Below are 19,856 nucleotides of genomic sequence, written 5' to 3' on the forward strand. Positions count from 1 at the left end.
CTGGATCCAAGACATCGGACCCTGGATCCAGGACACCGGGCAGGGGATCCGCGTACTGGATCCAAAGCTCAGGCCACCCACTCCGGCAGCCCCGGATCCGAGAACCGCCCCGGCGCCCCCTCCAGCGCCGCCGCCAGCCGCTCCGCCGCCGTCTCGTACACCTCCTCGGGCAGCGTGTACGGGATCCGCAGCCGATGCTCGTGCGTCCCCGGATCCACCCCGAACCGGGCCCCGCCCTCCGCCCGCACCCCGTGCCGCAGCGCCCGTGCCGCCAGTTGCGTCGCCACCGGCCGACCCAGGTCGATCCAGAGGCACATGCCGCCCGGCGGAACCGTCCACCGCCACTCCGGCAGGTGCCGGGCCAGCGCCGCGCCGAGCGCCTCCCGCCGCACCCGGAGCTCCGCCACGCGCGCGTGCACGATCGGATCCAACCTCCGCATCAGGGACACCGCGACCAGCTGGTCCAGGACCGAACCCGACAGGTCGGCCGTCACCCGGGTCCGCGCCAGCTCCGTCACCACCCGCGCCGACGCCCGCACCCAGCCGACCCGCATCCCGCCCCAGCAGGTCTTGCTCAGCGAGCCCACCGACACGATCTGCTCCCCACCACCGGCCCCGGCCGCCGCCGCGAACGGCGCCGGGGCCGGCACGTCGAGCGCCATGTCCGTCAGTGTCTCGTCCACCACCAGCCACGTCCCCGTGGCCCGTGCCGCCCGCGCCACCTCCCGGCACTGCTCGCGCGGCATCAGCCGCCCCGTCGGGTTGTGGAAGTCCGGGATCAGATACGCCAGCCGGGGAGCCGTCTGCCGCAGCGCCGCCTCCACGAGCCCCGTGTCCCAGCCGTGCTCCGTCACCGGGACCGGCGTCACGCGCATCCCCCGGCCCCGCATCGCGTCCAGGGCGTTGGTGTACGAGGGGTTCTCCGCCAGCACCCGGTCGCCCGGCCGCCCGAACTGCGCGAGGACCAGCGACAGCGCCTGCTGCGCCCCCGTCGTCACCAGGATCTGCTCGGGCCGCGTCGGCACCCCCCGCGCCGTGTACCGCTCCGCGACAGCCGCCCGCAGCTCCGGCAGGCCGTACGGGTGGTAGCCCGGCGCGGCGGCGTACCGCGGCAGCTCCGCCGCCGCCTCCGCCAAGGCCTCCGCCAGTTCGGCCCGCGGCCCGTGCGGCGCGGCCAGGGCCAGGTCGATCAGCTCGTCGGCCCCGTCCGGGAAGGCGCCCAGCGAGATCGGCGCCTGTCCGTCCGGCAGCGCCGTCCACGTCCCCGCGCCCCGTCGGCTGTGCGCGTACCCGCTCTCCCGCAGCAGGTCGTACGCCCCCGTCACCGTCGTCCGGCTCACCTCCAGGACCTGCGCCAGCTCGCGCTCGGCGGGCAGCCGCAGCCGCAGCGCCACCCGCCCGTCCAGAAGCGCCTCCCGCACCGCCCGCGCCAGCTCGCGGTACCCGAACCGGCCCTCCGGCGGCGGGGTGAGCAGCGAGGCCAGCTGGCGGCCCGACAAGGTCCGGTCCGCGGTGTGGACCACACGGCCCTCCGCCATGCCAATCACTCCTCATTGGCTCTGCTGTCCAGGCCAATGAGACTACAGACTCCCCTCAGTGGCCCGGAAGCCCCGGGCTCCCGCCCCGGCACCGAGAGGAGCCCGACGATGACCACGCACTTCACCGACCGCGACGAGCGCCAGTGGCAGCGGTACGCCGAGGAGCGCCCCGCCCACGCGCTGCCCGTCGGCGCCTGGATCCGCACCCTGCGCACCCCGCGCGCACGGCACCGCTCCCCGGCCCGTCGGCCGGCCGGCCTGCCGGAGCCTCAGACCACCGGCTGAAGCCCGGCGGAGGAGACCGAGGACGACGACGGCCCGTCGGTCCCGGCCCCGGTCGAGTCGGTGGAGCCGGTCGTACCCGTCGTGTCCGTCGTACCGCTCGTCGTGGTGGCGGTGTCGTCGGTGGTCGCGGTGGTCGTGTCGTCCGTCGTTCCGCCGTCCGGAGGGGTGTCGGGGCTGTCCGAGGGCGGGTCCGACGGCGAATCCGAGGGGGAGTCCGACGGCGTCTCCTCCGACGGCGACGTGGTGTCGTCGGACGGGGTGGGCGTCGTCCGCGTCGGCGAGGACGACGACGGGCACGGCACCGGCGTCACGCCGTGCCGCGGTGTCGGCGTCTCGTCACCGGTCACCACCACGCAGGGCACCGGCGAGGTCGGCGTCCCCGACGTCGACGGGGAGGCGGTCGTCGGCGTCGGCCGGGGCGGCGGCGGGGTCGGCTTGTCGTTCCGCCCGGTGTCGCCGTGCTTCCGCGCGAACCAGGAGTCCCGCTCGGGGTCGTACACCACGAACACGTTCACCACCGTCGTCGCCGGGGCCACGACCACGACCTGCGAGGCGTCGTACCCCTGCCACGGGGTGCCCGTGGTCCGCGGCCGCTGCTGGGCCACCGGCTCGGTCAGCGGATTCCCGCAGGCGCAGCGCACCCGCGGTACGCCCCGGCCGTCGACGAGGACCGCGGTCCCCGCCTGGAGGACCGCCTGGTACGCGGTGGCGGCGCCGTCCTTGTAACCGTGGTTGGTCACCCGGGTGTCCACCCGGAGCTGGAGCGGCGTGAGGGAGCGCAGGTGGCCGGGGACCTGGTTCGCCCGGATCCCGAGGACCGAGGCGAAGGCCGCGTTCTTGTCGGGTTCCGCGGTCAGGTAGCGCACCTGCCGCTCCACGTCGCAGCTCGCCACCTCCTGCGTACCGCCGTACAGACCGGCCGTGGCCCCCGAGACCCGTGGGGTGGCGCTCTCCGCCGCGCCGGTGCGCGGGGGCAGCGAGGCGGCCCCGGAGGAAGCGTCCGTACGGGCGGTCGACGCGGTGAACGGGTCGGGGCCGGAGGCGGAGGTGTTCTGGAGGAAGACCTCCCCGCCGGCGGAACCGGCCGTGTCTCCCTTGTCGTCCGACCGGCCGACGAGCAGCACGGCCAGCACGGCGGCCGCGACGACGACGGCGGTCAGCGAGGCGACCTTCGGCACGGACCGCCACCACGGCGTCCCCCCGCCGCCCTTGCCGCCACTCGGCGTGGCACCGCCGCCACTGCCGCCGGCGCCCCCGCCGCCCCCGCCGCCCCCGCCGCCCCCGCCGGATCCGTCGCCGGGCGGTGCGGGCGGGGTCGGGGGACCGGTGACGCCGGGACGGGTGGCCGCGCCGGAGAGCGGCCCCGAGGGCGGGCCGGTGGGCGGGCCGGAGGGCGGGACCGACGGAGGGCCGGACGGCGGCGGTGGGGAAGTCACGTTTTTCCCTTTCTTCCGTTCGGCGCCATTCTGGGCGCCGAACGGACCCTCCGCACCCGGACCCGGCCCCGGACCGGGCCAGGAGCTCCCGCCCGCGTCCGAGCCCGGCCCCGGACCGCGCTCATGGCTCAGTCGGTCCGCGCGTGCTCCACCGTGCAGGTGGGGGTGTGCGCGGCGCACCAGTGGGTGCGGCCGCCGACGAGACGGAGCTGGAGGTCGGCGTCGGCCATGCCGGCCCGGTCGAGGGCGGCGCGGAGGGCGGTGGGCGCGGGCTGGGGCGGCAGGCCGAGGACGTCGATGAGGACGACGCCGTTGCGGGCGTCGACGGAGGCGATCTGCCAGGCGCCCGCCGCGGCCCACCGCTCGGCGACGGGGCCGGCGTCGGCGGCCAGCGCGCGGTCGCGGGCGACGGAGATCGACCCGGTGGTGAGGGGGACGGCGACGAGGAGGACCACGGCCGCGACCGCGACGAGGGTCCGGCCGTGGAACGCCCCGACGGTCAGCCCGGCCCCGCGGGCCGCGTCGCGGACGCGGTAGCCGAGGAAGACGAGCGTGCCGGTGGCGACGATCGCGGCGACGTTGGTCGCGAAGAGGAGCGCGGACTCCCCGGCGTCGTGGTACCGGTGCACCGCGATCAGCAGGCCCGTCACGGCCAGCGGCGGGACGAGGGAGATGGCGATGGCGACGCCCGGCAGGGCGTCGGAGATGTCGGTGCGGACGAGGGCGAACGCGCCGACGGTTCCGGTGGCCAGCGCCGCGAACAGGTCGATCAGGCGCGGACTGATCCGGGACGAGACCTGGCTGTTGCCGGCGAAGGCGTCCGGCGGCGAGACGATCCAGCCCAGCAGCATCCCGACGCACACCACCGCCACCGCGCCGCCGAGCACCAGCAGCGCGCTGCGTACGACGTGCGGGCGGTCGGCGAGGACCAGCGCCAGGGCGGTCCCGAGGATCGGCGTCATCAGCGGGGCCACGATCATCGCCCCGATGACGGTGGCCGTCGAGTCGCCGACCACGCCGGCGCCCGCGATGACCGACGCCAGCACCAGCAGCACCCAGAAGCGGGAGGAGCCGGGGCTGCGCCAGTCGCGCTCGATGAACAGCGAGTCGGCCATCCGCCGGGCGGCCGCCGTGTCGACTTTCCCCAAGGTGACGGCCTTTCCCGCGCGTGACGATGTCCGTTTTCGCAAGTATCGGGTGATGCGGGATGCCGTGCGAGTCGACGGGCACGGCCTCTGGCCGCGGCTCCGGGCCCGTGCTACGAAGGGGCATGCGCGCAGCTCAGGAGCGTTCCCGGGACGTGTACGACGCCGTGGTCGTCGGCGGTGGTCACAACGGCCTCGTCGCCGCGGCCTGTCTCGCCCGCGCGGGCCGCTCCGTCCTCGTCCTGGAACGGCTCGGGCGCACGGGCGGGGCGGCGATCTCCACCCGCCCGTTCGCGGGGGTCGACGCCCGCCTCTCCCGCTACTCGTACCTGGTGTCCCTGCTGCCCGACACCATCGTCCGCGAGCTCGGACTGCGCTTCGCCGTCCGGAAGCGGACCGTCTCCTCGTACACGCCCGCGGTGCGCGGCGGCCGGCCCACCGGGCTGCTGGTCGGCGGGGACGGGACCCGTGAGTCCTTCTCGGCGCTGACCGGTTCGGACCGCGAGTACGAGGCGTGGGAGGCGTTCTACGGCCGGATCCGGCGGGCGGCCGGGCGGATCTTCCCCACGCTGACCGGACCGCTGCCGACCCGCGCCGGACTTCGGGCGAGGGTCGACGACGACGCCACCTGGCGGATGCTGTTCGAGGAGCCGATCGGCGCCGCGATCGAGGAGCACTTCGCCGACGACCTGGTCCGCGGCGTCGTCCTGACCGACGCCCTCATCGGCACCTTCGCCGGAGCCCACGAGCCGTCGCTGGCGCAGAACCGCTGCTTCCTCTACCACGTCATCGGCGGCGGCACCGGCGACTGGGACGTGCCCGTGGGCGGCATGGGCGCCCTGACCGACGCGCTCGCCGACGCGGCCCGCGGCGCGGGCGCCGAGCTCGTCACCGGCCACGAGGCGATCCGCGTCGACACGGACGGCCGGACGGCGGAGGTCGCCTTCCGCACCCGGGACGGCGAGGGGACGGTCGGCGCCCGCCGGGTGCTCGTGAACGCCTCGCCCCAGGCTCTCGCGGGGCTGCTCGGCGAGGCGCCCCCCGCCCCGGCGGAAGGCGCGCAGCTCAAGGTCAACATGCTGCTGCGCCGGCTGCCGCGGCTCCGCGACCGCACGGTCGACCCGCGGCGGGCGTTCGCCGGAACGTTCCACGTCGCCGAGGGCTACGCCCAGTTGGAGACCGCCTACGCGCAGGCCGCGGCGGGCCGGCTGCCGGGGTCGCCGCCGTCGGAGATCTACTGCCACTCCCTGACCGACCCGTCGATCCTCGGCCCCGGGCTCGCCGCCCGCGGCTACCAGACCCTGACCCTGTTCGGCCTCCACACCCCGGCCCGGCTCTTCCCCGCCGGCGACGCCCACGGCCCCGCAGGCGGCCACGACGCGACCCGCGACGCCCTCCTCAAGGCCACCCTCGCCGAACTCGACGCCCACCTGGACGAGCCGATCGCCGACTGCCTGGCCGTCGACGAGGACGGGCGGCCGTGCATCGAGGCCAGGACCCCGCGGGACCTGGAGCGCGACCTGCGCCTCCCGGGCGGCCACATCTTCCACCGCGACCTGTCCTTCCCGTACGCGGACGGCACGACGGGCCGCTGGGGCGTGGAGACCGCCCACGCGAACGTGCTGCTGTGCGGCGCGGGCGCGGTGCGCGGCGGCGGCGTGAGCGGCATCCCGGGCCACAACGCGGCGATGGCCGCGCTGGGCCGCTGACGGCCGCCACGGGCCCGAGCGACGTTGCCGGGGGCCGGTACCGGTGAACGCGCCAAGCTGCTGGAGCCGTACATGGCGGCCGCGCCGCGGACCGTGGCTCAATCGCGCCGTGCCGGGACCGCGAGGGGCCCCGGGAGCCGCGGGGAGGGCGACACGGATGGCGACGAGCACCACGGACAGCACGGGAGCACGGGCACCTGACGACCTGTCGGCACGGCGGAGATCCGCCCGGGGACAGCGCTGGTGGAGTCTCCTCTGCGGGCTGCTCGGCCTGCTCGCCGTGGCGGGCGCGGTCGGCCTGGGCGCGATGCTGCCCGGCCGGATCGCCACCGAACGCGCCTACCTCGGCGCCGTGCCGTGTGCGGCGGGGGAGCGGGCGACGGCCGCCGACGCGGACTGTCTGCGCACGGTGCGCGGCACGGTGGCGTCCGTCGAAAGGGTGCGCTCCGGCAGGACCCACGTCCTGCGGGTGCGGCTGCGTCCCCCGGTGCCGGCCCCGCTGGACCGGCCGCTGGAGCTGAGCACGAGGGGCGAGCTGTCGGAGGTCCTCGGGCCCGGGGACGAGGTGGCGGTCACCGTCTGGCGGGAGGTCCGGGTCTCCGCGCACCACGCGGGCCGCGACGAGGACGTCGACGCGCGGCCGGACGGAGAGGTGGGCCCCCTCGCCGGGCTCGCAGCCGCCTGCGTCTGGCTGGCCGCGGTCGCCTTCACCGGCGCGTACGGCGGCGGACGGCGCTCCCGCCGCATCGCGAGCGGCCGTCCCGTGCGGGCCCGGGTCGGCTTCGGCCCGGCGAGGATCGGAGGCGTCCTCGGCGTCCCGTTCCTCCTGGGCGTCGCTGTGGGAAAGATCTGGGAGGGCTGGACGACGGTCCTCGTCACGGCGGGCGTCACGACGCTGATCGCGGTCCAGGCCACGGTCTTCGCCCTCCGCGTCGACCGTCCGCCCGCCCCTCCCGGCGGGAACCACCCCGACCGACCTCCCGTCAGCTGATGGTCCGTCACGTGATCGAGCGGACGAAGGCCTGTGTCCGTTCGTGCTCCGGCGCGTCGAGCAGGCGCTCCGGCGGCCCCGATTCGAGGACGCGCCCGCCGTCGAACATCAGGATCCGGTCGGAGATGTCGCGGGCGAAGCCCATCTCGTGGGTGACGCAGAGCATGGTGATGTCGGTGCTGTCGGCGACGTCCCGCAGGACGTCCAGGACCTCCGCCACCAGCTCGGGGTCGAGGGCCGAGGTGACCTCGTCGAGGAGGAGCAGCTCGGGGCGCATCGCGAGGGCGCGGGCGATGGCGACGCGCTGCTGCTGGCCGCCGGAGAGCCGGGTGGGGTGGGCGTCCTCCTTGTCGGCGAGGCCGACGAGGCCGAGGAGGTCCCGGGCGCGGGCGGCGGCCTCGTCCCCGTCGAGGCCCAGGACGTGCCGGGGCGCCTCCACGACGTTCGCCAGGACGCTCATGTGCGGGAAGAGGTTGAACTGCTGGAACACCATGCCGATGCGCCGGCGGCGCGGGGCGAGGTGGCGCTCGTCGGCGGGGACGAGCGCGCCGCCGGGGCCGGACGGCATGTGGGAGAACGGTTCGCCGTCGACGTGGACGACGCCGTCGGTGACCCGCTCCAGCGTCATCAGGAGCCGCAGGATGGTCGTCTTCCCGGAACCGCTCGGGCCGATCAGGGTCACGCGCTCGCCCGGCGCGACCGTCAGGTCGAGACCGTCGAGGACCGTCTGGTCGCCGAACCGTTTCGTCACCCGGTCGAACCGGACCTTCTCCGCTCCGGGGACGTGATCACTGGGCAAGGCGGGCCTCCAGACGGCGCACGAGCAGGGACGTCGGCCAGCTCGCCAGCAGGAAGACGGCGGCGGCCAGGGTGAAGCTCTCCAGATAGGCGAAGTGGGTGCTGCCGAAGGCGCTCGCCTCGTGCACCATCTCGTTCACGGTGATGACCGACAGGAACGGCGTCTCCTTGAACAGGGAGACCGCGTAGTTCCCGAGCGCCGGAAGCACCTTCCGTACGGCCTGCGGCAGCACCACCGCCCGCCACACCCGCCGGCGCGGCAGCGACAGCGCCGTACAGGCCTCCCACTGCCCCTTCGGTACGGCGTCGATGCCCGCGCGGTACACCTCGGAGAGGTACGTGGCGTAGTGCAGGCCCAGGACCAGGACGCCCAGCACGAGCGGGTCGAGGCCCGGCACCAGCACCCAGGCGGCGAAGAGCTGCACCATCACCGGCGTCGAGCGCACGAACGCGGCCGGCGCGCCCACGGCGAGGGCGAGCCGGCGGCCGCCCGAGCGCTGGAGCAGCGCGATGGCGAGCCCGGCGACGGCGGCGACGGCGAAGCCGAGCACCGTCGCCAGCAGGGTGATCCCGAAACCGGACAGCACGACCGGCAGTGCGGCACGCGCCGCCTCCATGTCCCACATGCTTCCCGCGCCGCCCATCACGCACCACCCCCGGCGCGACCCGCACGGGGCACGGCGCGCACGGCGCGCGGGCCACCCCGGCCGCCCGGCCCGCTCACCACGCCCAGCCGCGCCTTCGCCCGCCGCTCCAGGGCGTTCATGCCGGCCCCCAGGAGCGCGGCGAGCGCGAAGTACAGCAGGAGCAGCAGCAGATAGGCGGCGGCCGTGCCGCCCGTCGCCGACCGCAGCTGGTCGATGCGGAAGGTCAGGTCGGCGACCGTCACCAGGGACAGCAGCGGCGTCGCCTTCAGCAGCTGGATCAGGAGGTTCTTGAAGGGCGGCACCATCAGCGCGTACGCCTGCGGCAGCACGACCCGCCGCAGCCGCAGGACCGGCCCCATGCCGAGCGCGATCGCCGCCTCGGTCTGCGCGGCGGGCACGGCCGCGATCGCGCCGCGCACCACCTCCGCCCCGTACGCCCCGTAGTTGAGGCCGAAGGCGAGCACCCCGCAGGCCATCGGATCGAGCCGGAAGCCGAGCATCGGCAGCGCGAAGAAGAGCCAGAACAGCTGGACGTACAGCGAGGTGCCGCGCAGGAACTCCACGACGGCGCGGGCGGCGCCGCGCACGACGAGGAGACGGGAGCGGGAGGCCAGGCCCAGGGCGAACGCGACGAGCAGCGCGAGGGCCGCGCCGAGCGCCGTGGCCTCCAGGGTGACCAGGAGCCCCTCGCCGATCGCCGGGAGGGCCCGGCCCAGCTCGGACAGGAACACGGCCGTGCCGGAGTCGGTCATCCCGCGCACAGCTCCGCGGTCCGCAGGGTCCGCGGCGGCACCTCGCGCTCGGTGAAGCCGTACTCCCCGATCAGCCGTACGTAGCGGGCCGGGTCGCCGGTGATCCGCGCCAGCTCGCGGTCGAAGGCCTCCCGCAGCGAGACCGCGCCCTGCCGGAAGACCGCCCCGCCGGGGCTGTACCGCTTCACCCCGTCGACGACCGGCACGAACGGTTCCAGGACCTCCACGGCCTTGCCCTCGTTGGTGCGGGCCAGCCAGCGCAGCGAGATCCCGGTGAGGGCGAAGGCGTCGATCCGGCCGGCGAGCAGGGCGTCGAGGCCGTCCTGCTGCTTGGCGAGCGACACCAGGGCCCCGTCCCCGACGCCCGCCGCCTTCGCGTACCCGCCCTCCACGGCGGCCGTCAGGACGCCGACCCGGGCCTTCGCCGCCGCGCAGGAGGCGAGGTCGCTCAGCCCCTTCGGGTTGCCCTCGCGGACCATGAGCGCGGTGGGGGAGATGAACTCCGGTTCGGAGAAGGCGACTTTGGCGCAGCGCTCGGGGGTGATGGCCATGCCGGCGCTCACCACGTCGAACCGGCCGGCGAGCAGCCCGGGGATGAGGGCACCGAACTCGGTGATCGTGGGCTTGAGTTCGGGGATCCCGAGGGCCGTGAAGATCTCCCGGTGGAGGGTGGGCGCCTCGCCGGCGAGCTCGCCGCCGTCCTGGAAGCCGTACGGTGCCTCGCCGGCGAACCCCACCCGGACGTGGCCCTGCTTCCGCAGCCTCGCCAGCAGGTCCGCGTCCCCGGCGGGCGCGCCGGTGCCGACCTCCGTGCGCGAGCAGGCGGACAGCAGCCCGGGCACGGCGAGGGCGCCGCCGAGGAGCGCTCCCCGGCCGAGGAGGCGTCTGCGGGTGAGGTGCGGGGTCATGGGCTTCCTTTCGCGGGAGGGACGGGGACGGGGGACGGGGTCAGCCGGCGGTCGGGGCGGTGCCGATGGGGGTGGTGTCGCGGGCGGCGATGAACGAGGGCCGGCGGACCGGTGCGGCGAACGGCAGCTCCGGAGCGTTCTCCACGCTGTTGAAGACCAGGAAGACGTTGCTCCGGGGGAAGGGGGTGATGTTGTCGCCGGAGCCGTGCATCGCGTTGCAGTCGAACCAGACGGCGGATCCGGCGTCGCCGGTGAAGTGCTCGATGCCGCAGGCCTCGGCGAAGGTCGTGAGCGCCTTGCGCGAGGGGATGCCGGCGTCCTGCATCCGCAGCGACCGCTTGTAGTTGTCCTTCGGGGTCTCGCCGGCGCAGCCGAGGAAGGTGCGGTGCGAGCCCGGCATGATCATGAGGCTGCCGTTGGTGGTGAAGTTCGGCGTCAGCGCGATCGACACGGACACCGTCCGCATCAGCGGCAGTCCGTCCTCCGCGTGCCAGGTCTCGAAGTCGGAGTGCCAGTAGAAGCCGCTGGCGCCGAAACCGGGCTTGACGTTGATCCGGGACTGGTGCACGTACACGTCGGAGCCGAGGATCTGCCGGGCCCGGTCCACGAGCCGGGGGTCGGCGGCCAGGCGGGCGAACACCTCGCTGATCCGGTGCACTTCGAAGACCGAGCGGATCTCCTGGGAGCGCGGCTCCACGATCGCCCGCTCGTCGTCGCGCACTGCGGGGTCGTTGACCAACCGGTCGAGTTCCGCACGGAGTTCGGTCACCTCGTCCGGGGTGACGAGGGCGTCGACGGCGAAGAAGCCGTTGCGGTCGTAACTCTCCAGCTCACGCGGCCAGAACGGGCCGGGCGTGCCCTCCTCGGACCAGACGACGGGTTCCTTGCGGTAGACGAGGGCCTCCTCGGTGCCGCGCGTGGGGTACGGGTCGACGGGGCGGGCGGGGGCGGTGGTCATCGCGGTGCGGGCCTTTCTCGTACGTACGGGGGAGGGGCGGTCCGGGCGGGGTCAGGCGTCGCCGGGCTCGGTCAGCAGCGGGTAGACGCCGTTCTCGTCGTGGTCCTCGCGGCCGGTCACCGGCGGGTTGAAGACGCACAGGCAGCGGAAGTCCTCCTTGACCCGGAGGGTGTGCCGCTCGTGGCCGTCGAGGAGGTACATGGTGCCGGGGGTGATCGTGTACGTCGTCCCGGTCTCGTGGTCGGTCAGTTCGGCCTCGCCGGCGGTGCAGACGACCGCCTCGACGTGGTTCGCGTACCACATGGCGGTCTCGGTCCCGGCGTACAGGACGGTCTCGTGGAGGGAGAAGCCGACGCGCTCGCGGGCGAGGACGATGCGCTTGCTCTCCCAGGTGCCGGAGGCGGACCTCACGTGCCGCTCGGTGTTCTCCAGCTCGTCGAAGGTGCGGACGATCATGGCGGTGGCCTTTCTCGCGGGGGGTCTCAGGCGGTGTGGCGGACGGCGCGGGCGAGGATGCCGAGGCCCTCGTCCAGTTCGTCGTCGGTGACGGTCAGCGGCGGCAGCAGCTTGACGACCTCGTCGCGCGGCCCCGACGTCTCGACGAGCAGACCCAGTTCGAAGGCGCGCCGGCACACCGCGCGGGCCCGCTCCCCGTCCTCGAACTCCAGGCCCCACACGAGCCCCCGGCCGCGCGGCACGGCGTCCGGCCCGAGCTCGCGGAGCGCCGCCTCGACGGTGGCGGCCCGCCGCAGGGTGCGGTCGCGGAGGGTGCCGTCGCGCCAGTACGTGTCGAGGGTGGCGGTGGCGGTGACGAAGGCGGGGTTGTTGCCGCGGAAGGTGCCGTTGTGCTCGCCGGGCTGCCACACGTCGAGCTCGTCGCGGAACAGGCAGAGGGACATGGGCAGTCCGTAGCCGCTGATGGACTTGGACAGGGTCACGACGTCCGGGGTGATGCCGGCCTCCTCGAAGGAGAAGAAGTCACCGGTGCGGCCGCAGCCCATCTGGATGTCGTCGACGATCAGGAGCATGTCCCGGCGGCGGCACAGGTCCGCGAGGCCGCGCAGCCACTCGGCGCGGGCGACGTTGACCCCGCCCTCGCCCTGCACGGTCTCGACGATCACGGCGGCCGGATGGTCGAGGCCGGACCCGGAGTCCTCCAGGAGCCGCTCGAACCAGAGGAAGTCCGGGGTCCGGCCGCCGAGGTAGTGGTCGAAGGGCATCTGGGTGGTGTGGGTCAGCGGCACGCCCGCGCCGGCGCGTTTCCCGGCGTTGCCGGTGAGGGCGAGGGAGCCGAGGGACATGCCGTGGAAGGCGTTGGTGAAGGAGACGACCGTCTTCCGGCCGGTCACCTTGCGGGCGAGCTTCAGGGCCGCCTCGACGGCGTTGGTGCCGGTCGGGCCGGGGAACATCACCTTGTAGGGGAGGGCGCGCGGTTCGAGGACGGTGGAGCGGAAGGTCTCCAGGAAGCGTCGCTTCGCCGTCGTCGACATGTCGAGGCCGTGGGTGATGCCGTCGCCGCCCAGGTAGTCGAGGAGCGGACGCTTGAGGGCCGGGTTGTTGTGGCCGTAGTTGAGCGAGCCGGCGCCGGCGAAGAAGTCGAGGAAGGGACGGCCGTGCTCGTCGAACAGGCGGCTGCCCGTGGCCCGTTCGAAGACCGTGGGCCAGGCGCGGCAGTAGCTGCGCACCTCCGACTCGACGGTCTCGAAGACGGTGGGTTCGGTTTCGGCGATGAGCGTCATGCGGGACTCCAGTGCGTGAGGGTGGTGAAGCGGCCGGCCGGGTCGCTTCAGAAGGCCAGCGGCGCGATGCGGTGCAGCACCTCGGCCTCGTGGCCGGGGGCGGGGAACGCGGCGGACGGGAAGAGCACCGTCCGGCTCACCCGGGCCCCGTGGCGCCGGGCGTAGGCGCCGAAGAGGCGCTCCGAGGCCTCGTTGTCCGGGGTGATGGTCGTCTCGACGGCGTCGAGCGGCTGCGTGCCGGCGACCCGCTCCGAGAGGTGGTCGAGGAGCGCCCCGGCGATCCCGAGGCCCCGGTACGCGGCGTCGACGGCGATCTGCCAGACCAGCAGCGTCCCCGGCGCGTCCGGCCGGAGGTAACCGGTCACGAAGCCGACCGGGCGGCCGTCCTCGGCACGGGCGACGGCGGACGTGTCGGCGAAGTCGCGGCACCACAGGAGGTAGCTGTACGAGGAGTTGACGTCCAGCGTCCCGGACTCCCGCGCGAGCCGCCAGAGTTGGGCGCCGTCGCCGACCCGTGGTCGTCCGACGGTCCACCTCGGGGCGGGGGCCGGCGCCGCGCCCCGGACGTGTTCCGGTGCTGTGTGAGCTGTGGTCATGGGCGCCGAAGTTACCCAGCGCAGCCATGAACTTCCTCGCCCTGCGGGGTTACGGCGAGGGGGTGATCCATGGTATGGCGCGACGGCGAAGCGCCAGGGGCTGGACGATCACCTGACGGATTCGAGGGTTCAAAAGTAAAAGAAAAGCGGGCAAATCTTCGCTTTATAACGACGATGTAACACCTTCGCGGGGTCTCGTACCGTCACCGGAGCGTTACCGCATTGTCTGGTGGCAGCCCGTTTGACGGCGCCGGATGCGGTTAGGGATTGCTCGTATGGGCCAGCGTTCACGGAGCGTCACCGCGACGGTGGTGCCACCCCGACGGCGGTCCGGACGGACCGCACCCGCAGGCGGAGCCGCCCGGGCCGGACTAGCGTGGACAGAGTGAGCAGTCGGCTCCCCTCCACCCCGCCCCCCGCCGCCGGCCGCGGGGGCGCCCCCGGCGGCGACGGCGCCCCCGCGGCGCTCCGCGTCGCCGCCCAGGCCCTCGCCGCCGTCGCCGCCGGCTACCTCGCCATGGGAGTCACCGCCGGCCTCGGCCTCTGGGCCGCCGGCGCGGCCGACCTCCCCGGCGGATTCACGGCCGTCCTGGCCGCCGTCGTGGTCATGGCCGCCGGAGGCCAGGTCGAGATCGCCGGCTCGGCCGGCTCCTTCGCCGGCACCCAGGGCGAACTCACCGCGATGCCCCTCACCGTCACCCTGGTCGGCGCGCTCGTCACCGGCGCGGTCTTCCTCCGCCCGCTCCGCCACCACGCCGTGGCCAGGGCCGGCGACCTCGCGGCCCGCGCCGCCGCCGTCACCGTCCTCTGGCTCGCCGTCCTGGCCGGACTCTCCGCCGCCGCCCGCCACGACTTCCCCCTGTCCCTCGACGTCGGCGACCCGCGGGAACCCCTCACCGACCTCTTCGGCGAACTCCTCGACGCGACCGATCCCACCGTCGGCTTCCGCACCCTCGTAGGCCCCACCCTCGGCTACGGGCTCCTGTGGATCCTCGGCGTCCTCCTGGTCGCCCTCCTCGTCTCCCGCCGGAGCCCCCTCCCCGCGCGCGTGCTCCGCCATCAGGAGGCCGTCAGGCCCGCCGCCTCGGCGATGCTCCTGCTGCTCCTCGCGTACGTGGCCGTCGGCCTCGTCATCGGCCTGGTCGTCGCCGCCACCAAGGGGCACGCGGCCGAGACCTTCGCCGTCCTCCTCCTCGGCCTGCCCAACGTCAGCTGGCTCGCCCTCGGCGTCGGCATCGGCGGCTCCTGGGAGGGCAGGGTCGACGGCCCCTTCGGCCTCCCCATGCCCCAGCTCCTCGACGCCGTCCTGCGCGGCGGCGACGGTCCCGACCTGTCCACGGTGGACCTCTCCTCGCTCGCCGCCCAGGACGGGCGCGCCTGGTGGCTGCTGCCCGTCGCCGCCGTCCTCGTCCTCGCCGCGGCCTTCGTCGCCGCCGTACGCTCCCCGGCCCGCTTCCGGCCCTGGCACCACGCCCTGCACCTCGGCGTCGCCTTCGCCCTGACCATGCTCGCCGTCGCCCCCCTCACCCTCGTCGAGGCCCGGTTCGGCCTGTCCATCCTCGGCATCGGCGACCTGGCGGCCCTCGGCGGCGAGGTCGTGCTCCGCCCCGACGTCTGGCGGACGGTGGGCTTCGCCCTCCTGTGGGGCCTCGTCGCGGGCTTCCTGGCGGGCCTGCTCGCCACCCGGGTACGACACCGGGGACAGGTCCCGTCCGGCGCGACGGGGGAGCCGGGGGAGCAGAAGGCGGGACCGGGGAAGGGCTGAACGAGCCGAACGACGAGCCGAACGGGCCCGGTCGGCGTCAGGGACGTCACGGCCTCAGAGGCGCCGGAAGACCGGCCGTGCCCAGGCCGGAGGCTCCGGCGGGGGGCCGGGCGCCCGGGACGCGGCACCGTCCGGATCCTCGGCCCCGGCCCCCTGCCCCGTGCCGGGGAAACCGCCCGGCACGCGCGCGAGGGCGGTGCGCAACTCCGCGACGAACTCCAGGCACGTTCCGTACCGCTCCTCCGGCGTCTTCGCCAGCGCCCGCGCGAACACCGCGTCCGCCGCCTCCGGCAGCCCGGCCCGGTGCTCGGCCAGCGGCGGCGGAGGGTCGTACTGCTGGGCCCACAACACCGCCCAGTCGGTCTCCCGGCGGAACGGCGGCACCCCGGCGAGCGTCTCGTAGACCACGCAGGCCAGGCTGTACACGTCGCAGCGCCCGTCCACCGGCTTCCCGGAGATCTGCTCCGGCGCCACGTAGTCCAGCGTGCCGACGAACTCGCCGACCGTCGTGAACCCCGTCAGCGACAGCGACTTCTTCGTCAGACCGAAGTCGGTCAGATAGACGTGCTCGGGGTGGTCCCTGTCCGTTCCCTCCGCGACGAGGATGTTCCCCGGCTTCACGTCCCGGTGCACCAGGTCGTGCGCGTGCGCCGCGTCCAGCGCGGAGGCGACCTGGGCGGCGATCCGGCTCGCCGTCACGGGCGGCAGCGGCCCCTCCCGGGCCAGCAGCGCCACCAGGTCCTGGCCCGCCACGTACCGCATCGCGATGTAGAGGACGCCCTCCGTCTCGCCCGCCTCGAAGATCGGCACGATGTGCGGGTGGTCGATCGACGCCGCCACCCGCGACTCGTGCGCGAACCGCTTCCGGAAGGTGTCGTTGCGGGCCAGCTCCGGCGCCAGCAGCTTCAGCGCCACCGTCCGGTCCAGCCGCAGGTCCCGCGCCCGGTACACGACGGCCATCCCGCCGCGACCGATCTCCGCCTCCACCCGGTACCCCGCGATCTCCTGGCCGACCAGCCCCGAAGGCCGCCCCGCCGGGAGCCCGGAGTCCCTGGCCCCGCCCGCCATCAGCCCTCACCGTCCGCGTCGGGCGGTCGGCTCACGACCTGCGTGGGCGGCGGCGCGGCGACCTTCGCCGGATCCACCTGCGGCACCACCTGCGTCGGCTCGTACGCGACGGGCGCCCTCACCGGCCGCGCCTCGGGCACGGGCTCGGTGGGCGTCGGCTCGGGCACCGGGTCGGGCTCGGGTCCCGGGCCGGGTTCGGAGGCGGGTGAGGCCGTGGTGGGTGCGGGTGCGGGTGCGGGCGAGGGCTCGGCTGCGGGCTCCGGGGCCGGGTGGGCCGACTGGGGCGGCTGGGGCGGCTGGGGCGGCCGGGCGGTGCGGGAGGGGCCGGAGGAGGCCGCGTACGTCGTCAGTCCCACCCCGTCGCAGTAGACCCAGCGCTCGTGCTCCGCGTCGTACAGCCAGACGGACTCGCCGTCGACGACCATCCCGACCCGCAGCCCCCGCGTGCGCCGCCGGAACGTCTCTCCGTCGGCCCGTCCCGCCGTCAGCTCCTCCACCGCCCGCCGGTAGCGCCCCAGGGCGTCCTCGGCGCGTGCGATGAGCGGGCGGGGGTCGGCCGTGCGCGAGAGCGCCGAGCCGGCGGCCGGAGGGTCGTCGGGGACCGCCACCAGGAGGCGCGCGTCCACCCACGCCGACCAGCCGTTGGAGCAGAGCACCCGCCCCCAGTCGCCGGTCCGCTCCATCAGCCGCACCGGCAGGAAGGCGTCCAGCGGCACCGTCGGATACGCCGGGTCGGGCGCCTGCCAGGTGGAGAGGCCGCCGCGGGGGACGACGTGGGTGGGGCGGAAGTCGGCCGCGTACAGACTGTCGGATCCAATATCCGGCATGCTGGATCCAATATCCGACATGTTGGATCCAGGATGCGGCACACGAAATCCCGGATTCTGAATATTGGATCCAAGCTCCGATCCGGGGTCGGGCACGCTCACAGCCTCACCTCCTGATCACACCGCACCGCCGTCGCGCACGCGCACGCACCGCACGCGCCCCGCGCTCAGCGACGCATGACGACGGGTTCGTGCCGCCGCAGCAGCCGGGACACGGCGAAGCCGAGCACCACGCAGAGCACGACCAGCATGCCCATGTCGAAGAGCCAGGCCGCCGCCGTGTGGTCCATCAGCGGATCCGTCGTCTTCTCGCTCGGCGCCACCGCCCCGATGTCGATGGTCGCGCCCATCGCGGCGAACGCCCACCGCGAGGGCACCAGCCACGCCAGCTGTTCGAGGACCGGAGTGCCGCGGACGTTCAGGAGCGCTCCGCAGAACACCACCTGGACGATCGCGAGGAGGACGAGCAGCGGCATCGTCACCTCCTCCTTGCGCACCAGCGCCGACACCAGCAGGCCGAGCATCATCGCGGTGAAGGCGAGGAGGGCCACGGCGAGCGTGATCTCGACGAGCGCGGGCATCAGCACGCCCTTGCCGTCGGGCACGTTGAGCGGCACGCCGATCAGGGCGACCAGGGTCAGCACCACCGCCTGCACGACGGTCACGGTGCCGAGGACGACGACCTTGGAGGCGAGATAGGCGGAACGGGACAGGCCGACGGCTCTCTCCCGGCGGTAGATCGACCGCTCCTTCACCAGTTCGCGGACGGCGTTGGCCGCACCGGTGAGGACGCCGCCGACGCACAGGATCAGCAGCACGTTCAGGGTGGACTCGGGATTCAGGCTCCCTTCGGAGAGGGCACGGGCCATGGCCCCCATCACGAACGGCAGCACGATCATGATGGCGAGGAAGGTCCGGTCGGCGGCGAGCGCGGCGGCGTAGCGCCGCACCAGCGTCCGCAACTGCCCGCCCCAGCTCTGCGCCTTGGGCGGCGGCGCGGGCGCCGGAACCTCCCGGGAATCGCCGTCGGCCGCGCCGGCCCCGCCCGCCACCGGAGCGTACGGCCGGACGGTGGCGTCCTCGGTGTACCGCCGGTGGAAGCGCGACCCCCGGTACTGACCGGCCCAGTCGCGGTCCCGGTCGGTCTCGAACGCCTCGAAGGCCTCCGGCCACTGCTCGAAGCCGAAGAACGACAGGGCGTCGCCGGGCGGCCCGTAGTAGGCGACCCGGCCGCCGGGGGCGAGGACCAGGAGCCGGTCGCAGACGTCCAGGCTGAGCACGCTGTGGGTGACGACGACCACGGTGCGGCCGTCGTCCGCGAGTCCGCGCAGCATGTGCATCACGGAGCGGTCCATGCCGGGGTCGAGCCCGGAGGTCGGCTCGTCGAGGAAGAGCAGCGAGGGTTTGGTCAGGAGTTCCAGGGCGACGCTGACGCGTTTGCGCTGGCCGCCGGAGAGGCTGTGGACGGGCTGGTCGGCGCGTTCCGCGAGCCCCAGTTCGCCGATGACCTCCTCCACGCGCGCGCGGCGCTCGGCGGCCGCGGTGTCCCCGGGGAAGCGCAGCTCGGCGGCGTACGAGAGGGCGCGCCGGACGGTCAGCTGGAGGTGCAGGATGTCGTCCTGCGGGACGAGCCCGATGCGCTGGCGCAGCTCCGCGTAGTCGCGGTACAGGTCGCGGCCGTCGTAGAGGACGGTGCCGCGGTCGGCGGGCCGCTGCCCGGTGAGCGCTCCGAGGAGCGTCGACTTCCCGGCCCCGGAGGGACCGACCACCGCGAGCAGCGTCTTCTCGCCGACGGGGAAGGAGACCTCGTCGAGCAGCGTCTTCCGCCCGTGGTCGACGGTGACGGCCAGTCGCTGCACGTCGAGCGAGATCTCGCCGGTGTCCGTGAACTCGACCAGCTGCCCGCCGGCCAGGCAGAACGCGCTGCGCCCGATGCCGACGATGTCGTCCGCCGTGACCCGCACGGGCTCGACGACGGGCCGCCCGTTGAGGAAGGTGCCGTTGTGGCTGCCGAGGTCGTGGATCCAGTAGGTGCCGTCCGGGCGGGCGAGGAGCTCCGCGTGGTGCCGGGACACCACGAGATCCGCCACGACGACGTCGTTGTCCGGCGCCCGCCCGATCCGTACCCGGTGCTCGGGCAGCGGCCGCACCGCCGTGGGCCGCCGGAAGGTCCCGGTGGCCCCGGGCCTCGACACCCCCGCGGGCCGCGCCAGGTCTTCTCGTACGAGCTCCGCGTCGGAGGCGATCGCGGACGAGCCGGGCGGGGCGTCCCGGTCCCCGTCGGCCGCGGGCCGCCGCTCCGGGGGCGGAGCGGGCGCGGGCGGCGGTGGGGGGACGGGTTCGCCGGAGGGCGCGGTGAGGACCGCGCGGGGGCCTTCCCGCGGGTGGCCGAAGCGGAGGACGGTGCCCGGGCCGACGACCCGGGGGATCCGTACCCGCACGCCGTCCGCGTACGTGCCGTTGGTGCTGTCGTCGTCGGCGAGCGTCCACTGGCCGTCGGCGGCGCGGAGCACCGCGTGGTGCCAGGACGTCCGGGCGTCCGTCAGCACGATGTCGCTGGTGGGGTCACGCCCGACGCGGTAGACGCGGCCCGGATCCATCCGCGTCATGACGCCGTCGACGAGGAGGACCAGGCCGGGCGCGGCGGGCGTGACCGGCCGCTCTCCCATGCGTGAATCCTATCCGCCGGGGCCC

Annotated in this window: 18 protein-coding genes; 4 read left to right on the plus strand and 14 right to left on the minus strand. The window is 74.6% G+C overall.

Annotation, left to right across the window (positions count from 1 at the left end; all coding sequences use genetic code 11):
- Window positions 1-68 precede the first annotated feature (68 nt).
- Window positions 69-1,538 carry a MocR-like transcription factor YczR gene (gene yczR, locus IE245_RS09130; protein ID WP_189946266.1) on the minus strand — a complete coding sequence of 490 codons (1,470 nt, stop codon included), beginning with the start codon at window positions 1,536-1,538 and terminating at the stop codon, window positions 69-71.
- Between the two features lie 108 nt (window positions 1,539-1,646).
- Between yczR and IE245_RS09135 the strand changes: the two genes are divergently transcribed.
- Window positions 1,647-1,823 carry a hypothetical protein gene (locus IE245_RS09135; protein ID WP_189946267.1) on the plus strand — a complete coding sequence of 59 codons (177 nt, stop codon included), beginning with the start codon at window positions 1,647-1,649 and terminating at the stop codon, window positions 1,821-1,823.
- On the opposite strand, the gene IE245_RS09140 is transcribed toward IE245_RS09135, so the two are convergent.
- Together IE245_RS09140 and IE245_RS09145 are read right to left on the minus strand one after the other, a co-directional pair.
- A complete protein-coding gene (locus IE245_RS09140; RefSeq protein WP_444545731.1) occupies window positions 1,808-3,259 on the minus strand; it encodes a DUF6777 domain-containing protein in 1,452 nt (483 codons plus the stop codon). The genes IE245_RS09135 and IE245_RS09140 overlap by 16 nt on opposite strands.
- Before the next feature lie 128 nt (window positions 3,260-3,387).
- Window positions 3,388-4,407 (minus strand): DUF389 domain-containing protein, encoded by a 1,020-nt coding sequence (locus IE245_RS09145; protein WP_229851162.1) that lies wholly within the window; start codon window positions 4,405-4,407, stop codon window positions 3,388-3,390.
- A gap of 122 nt (window positions 4,408-4,529) precedes the next feature.
- Here IE245_RS09145 and IE245_RS09150 point away from each other — a divergent pair, with 122 nt between their 5' ends.
- Both IE245_RS09150 and IE245_RS09155 read left to right on the plus strand, forming a co-directional pair.
- Window positions 4,530-6,113, plus strand: coding sequence for a phytoene desaturase family protein (locus tag IE245_RS09150; RefSeq protein ID WP_189946268.1), 1,584 nt, complete (start codon window positions 4,530-4,532; stop codon window positions 6,111-6,113).
- A 157-nt stretch (window positions 6,114-6,270) separates the two neighbouring features.
- Window positions 6,271-7,104: a hypothetical protein gene (locus IE245_RS09155; RefSeq protein WP_189946269.1), complete on the plus strand. Its 834-nt coding sequence runs from the start codon at window positions 6,271-6,273 to the stop codon at window positions 7,102-7,104.
- 7 nt (window positions 7,105-7,111) lie between these two features.
- Here IE245_RS09155 and ehuA read toward each other — a convergent pair whose 3' ends face one another.
- The 8 genes from ehuA to ectA are packed head-to-tail and all read right to left on the minus strand — an operon-like array spanning window position 7,112 to window position 13,502.
- Complete coding sequence (ehuA, locus tag IE245_RS09160; RefSeq protein ID WP_189946270.1) at window positions 7,112-7,903, minus strand: ectoine/hydroxyectoine ABC transporter ATP-binding protein EhuA; 792 nt, start codon at window positions 7,901-7,903, stop codon at window positions 7,112-7,114.
- The gene (gene ehuD, locus IE245_RS09165; protein ID WP_189946388.1) at window positions 7,893-8,528 is read right to left on the minus strand and encodes an ectoine/hydroxyectoine ABC transporter permease subunit EhuD; all 636 of its coding nucleotides are present in this window, start codon (window positions 8,526-8,528) and stop codon (window positions 7,893-7,895) included. Before ehuD ends, ehuA begins: the two co-directional genes overlap by 11 nt.
- A gap of 17 nt (window positions 8,529-8,545) precedes the next feature.
- Entirely contained in the window at window positions 8,546-9,301 is a 756-nt protein-coding gene (ehuC, locus tag IE245_RS09170; protein WP_189946271.1) for an ectoine/hydroxyectoine ABC transporter permease subunit EhuC, read from the minus strand.
- Window positions 9,298-10,209 carry an ectoine/hydroxyectoine ABC transporter substrate-binding protein EhuB gene (gene ehuB, locus IE245_RS09175; RefSeq protein WP_189946272.1) on the minus strand — a complete coding sequence of 304 codons (912 nt, stop codon included), beginning with the start codon at window positions 10,207-10,209 and terminating at the stop codon, window positions 9,298-9,300. Before ehuB ends, ehuC begins: the two co-directional genes overlap by 4 nt.
- Before the next feature lie 40 nt (window positions 10,210-10,249).
- On the minus strand, window positions 10,250-11,167 hold the full coding sequence (gene thpD, locus IE245_RS09180) for an ectoine hydroxylase (RefSeq protein ID WP_189946273.1): 918 nt from the start codon (window positions 11,165-11,167) through the stop codon (window positions 10,250-10,252).
- 51 nt (window positions 11,168-11,218) lie between these two features.
- Window positions 11,219-11,623: an ectoine synthase gene (locus tag IE245_RS09185; protein ID WP_189946274.1), complete on the minus strand. Its 405-nt coding sequence runs from the start codon at window positions 11,621-11,623 to the stop codon at window positions 11,219-11,221.
- 26 nt (window positions 11,624-11,649) lie between these two features.
- Window positions 11,650-12,906 (minus strand): diaminobutyrate--2-oxoglutarate transaminase, encoded by a 1,257-nt coding sequence (gene ectB, locus IE245_RS09190; RefSeq protein ID WP_189946275.1) that lies wholly within the window; start codon window positions 12,904-12,906, stop codon window positions 11,650-11,652.
- A 47-nt stretch (window positions 12,907-12,953) separates the two neighbouring features.
- A complete protein-coding gene (gene ectA, locus IE245_RS09195) occupies window positions 12,954-13,502 on the minus strand; it encodes a diaminobutyrate acetyltransferase (protein WP_189946276.1) in 549 nt (182 codons plus the stop codon).
- Between the two features lie 376 nt (window positions 13,503-13,878).
- Between ectA and IE245_RS09200 the strand changes: the two genes are divergently transcribed.
- Window positions 13,879-15,267, plus strand: coding sequence for a streptophobe family protein (locus IE245_RS09200; RefSeq protein WP_189946277.1), 1,389 nt, complete (start codon window positions 13,879-13,881; stop codon window positions 15,265-15,267).
- Between the two features lie 54 nt (window positions 15,268-15,321).
- Here the strand turns inward: IE245_RS09200 and IE245_RS09205 are convergent, their stop codons facing one another.
- The 3 genes from IE245_RS09205 to IE245_RS09215 all read right to left on the minus strand — a co-directional run bounded on the left by IE245_RS09205 (window position 15,322) and on the right by IE245_RS09215 (window position 19,831).
- The gene (locus tag IE245_RS09205; protein WP_189946278.1) at window positions 15,322-16,335 is read right to left on the minus strand and encodes a serine/threonine-protein kinase; all 1,014 of its coding nucleotides are present in this window, start codon (window positions 16,333-16,335) and stop codon (window positions 15,322-15,324) included.
- A complete protein-coding gene (locus IE245_RS09210) occupies window positions 16,335-17,183 on the minus strand; it encodes a hypothetical protein (protein ID WP_229851163.1) in 849 nt (282 codons plus the stop codon). Before IE245_RS09210 ends, IE245_RS09205 begins: the two co-directional genes overlap by 1 nt.
- Before the next feature lie 146 nt (window positions 17,184-17,329).
- The gene (locus IE245_RS09215) at window positions 17,330-19,831 is read right to left on the minus strand and encodes an FHA domain-containing protein (protein ID WP_189946279.1); all 2,502 of its coding nucleotides are present in this window, start codon (window positions 19,829-19,831) and stop codon (window positions 17,330-17,332) included.
- Window positions 19,832-19,856: the final 25 nt, after the last annotated feature.

Origin of the sequence: Streptomyces roseolus, from assembly GCF_014649855.1 — a bacterium.
Classification (GTDB): Bacteria; Actinomycetota; Actinomycetes; order Streptomycetales; family Streptomycetaceae; genus Streptomyces; species Streptomyces roseolus.

Coding starts and splice junctions, on each gene's coding strand:
- IE245_RS09150 (WP_189946268.1), top strand. CDS start 4,530: ATGCGCGCAGCTCAGGAGCGTTCCCGGGACGTGTACGACGCCGTGGTC.
- IE245_RS09185 (WP_189946274.1), bottom strand. CDS start 11,623: ATGATCGTCCGCACCTTCGACGAGCTGGAGAACACCGAGCGGCACGTG.
- ehuB (WP_189946272.1), bottom strand. CDS start 10,209: ATGACCCCGCACCTCACCCGCAGACGCCTCCTCGGCCGGGGAGCGCTC.
- thpD (WP_189946273.1), bottom strand. CDS start 11,167: ATGACCACCGCCCCCGCCCGCCCCGTCGACCCGTACCCCACGCGCGGC.
- IE245_RS09205 (WP_189946278.1), bottom strand. CDS start 16,335: ATGGCGGGCGGGGCCAGGGACTCCGGGCTCCCGGCGGGGCGGCCTTCG.
- ectB (WP_189946275.1), bottom strand. CDS start 12,906: ATGACGCTCATCGCCGAAACCGAACCCACCGTCTTCGAGACCGTCGAG.
- IE245_RS09215 (WP_189946279.1), bottom strand. CDS start 19,831: ATGGGAGAGCGGCCGGTCACGCCCGCCGCGCCCGGCCTGGTCCTCCTC.
- IE245_RS09155 (WP_189946269.1), top strand. CDS start 6,271: ATGGCGACGAGCACCACGGACAGCACGGGAGCACGGGCACCTGACGAC.
- ectA (WP_189946276.1), bottom strand. CDS start 13,502: ATGACCACAGCTCACACAGCACCGGAACACGTCCGGGGCGCGGCGCCG.
- IE245_RS09135 (WP_189946267.1), top strand. CDS start 1,647: ATGACCACGCACTTCACCGACCGCGACGAGCGCCAGTGGCAGCGGTAC.
- ehuC (WP_189946271.1), bottom strand. CDS start 9,301: ATGACCGACTCCGGCACGGCCGTGTTCCTGTCCGAGCTGGGCCGGGCC.
- IE245_RS09210 (WP_229851163.1), bottom strand. CDS start 17,183: ATGTCGGATATTGGATCCAGCATGCCGGATATTGGATCCGACAGTCTG.
- yczR (WP_189946266.1), bottom strand. CDS start 1,538: ATGGCGGAGGGCCGTGTGGTCCACACCGCGGACCGGACCTTGTCGGGC.
- ehuD (WP_189946388.1), bottom strand. CDS start 8,528: ATGTGGGACATGGAGGCGGCGCGTGCCGCACTGCCGGTCGTGCTGTCC.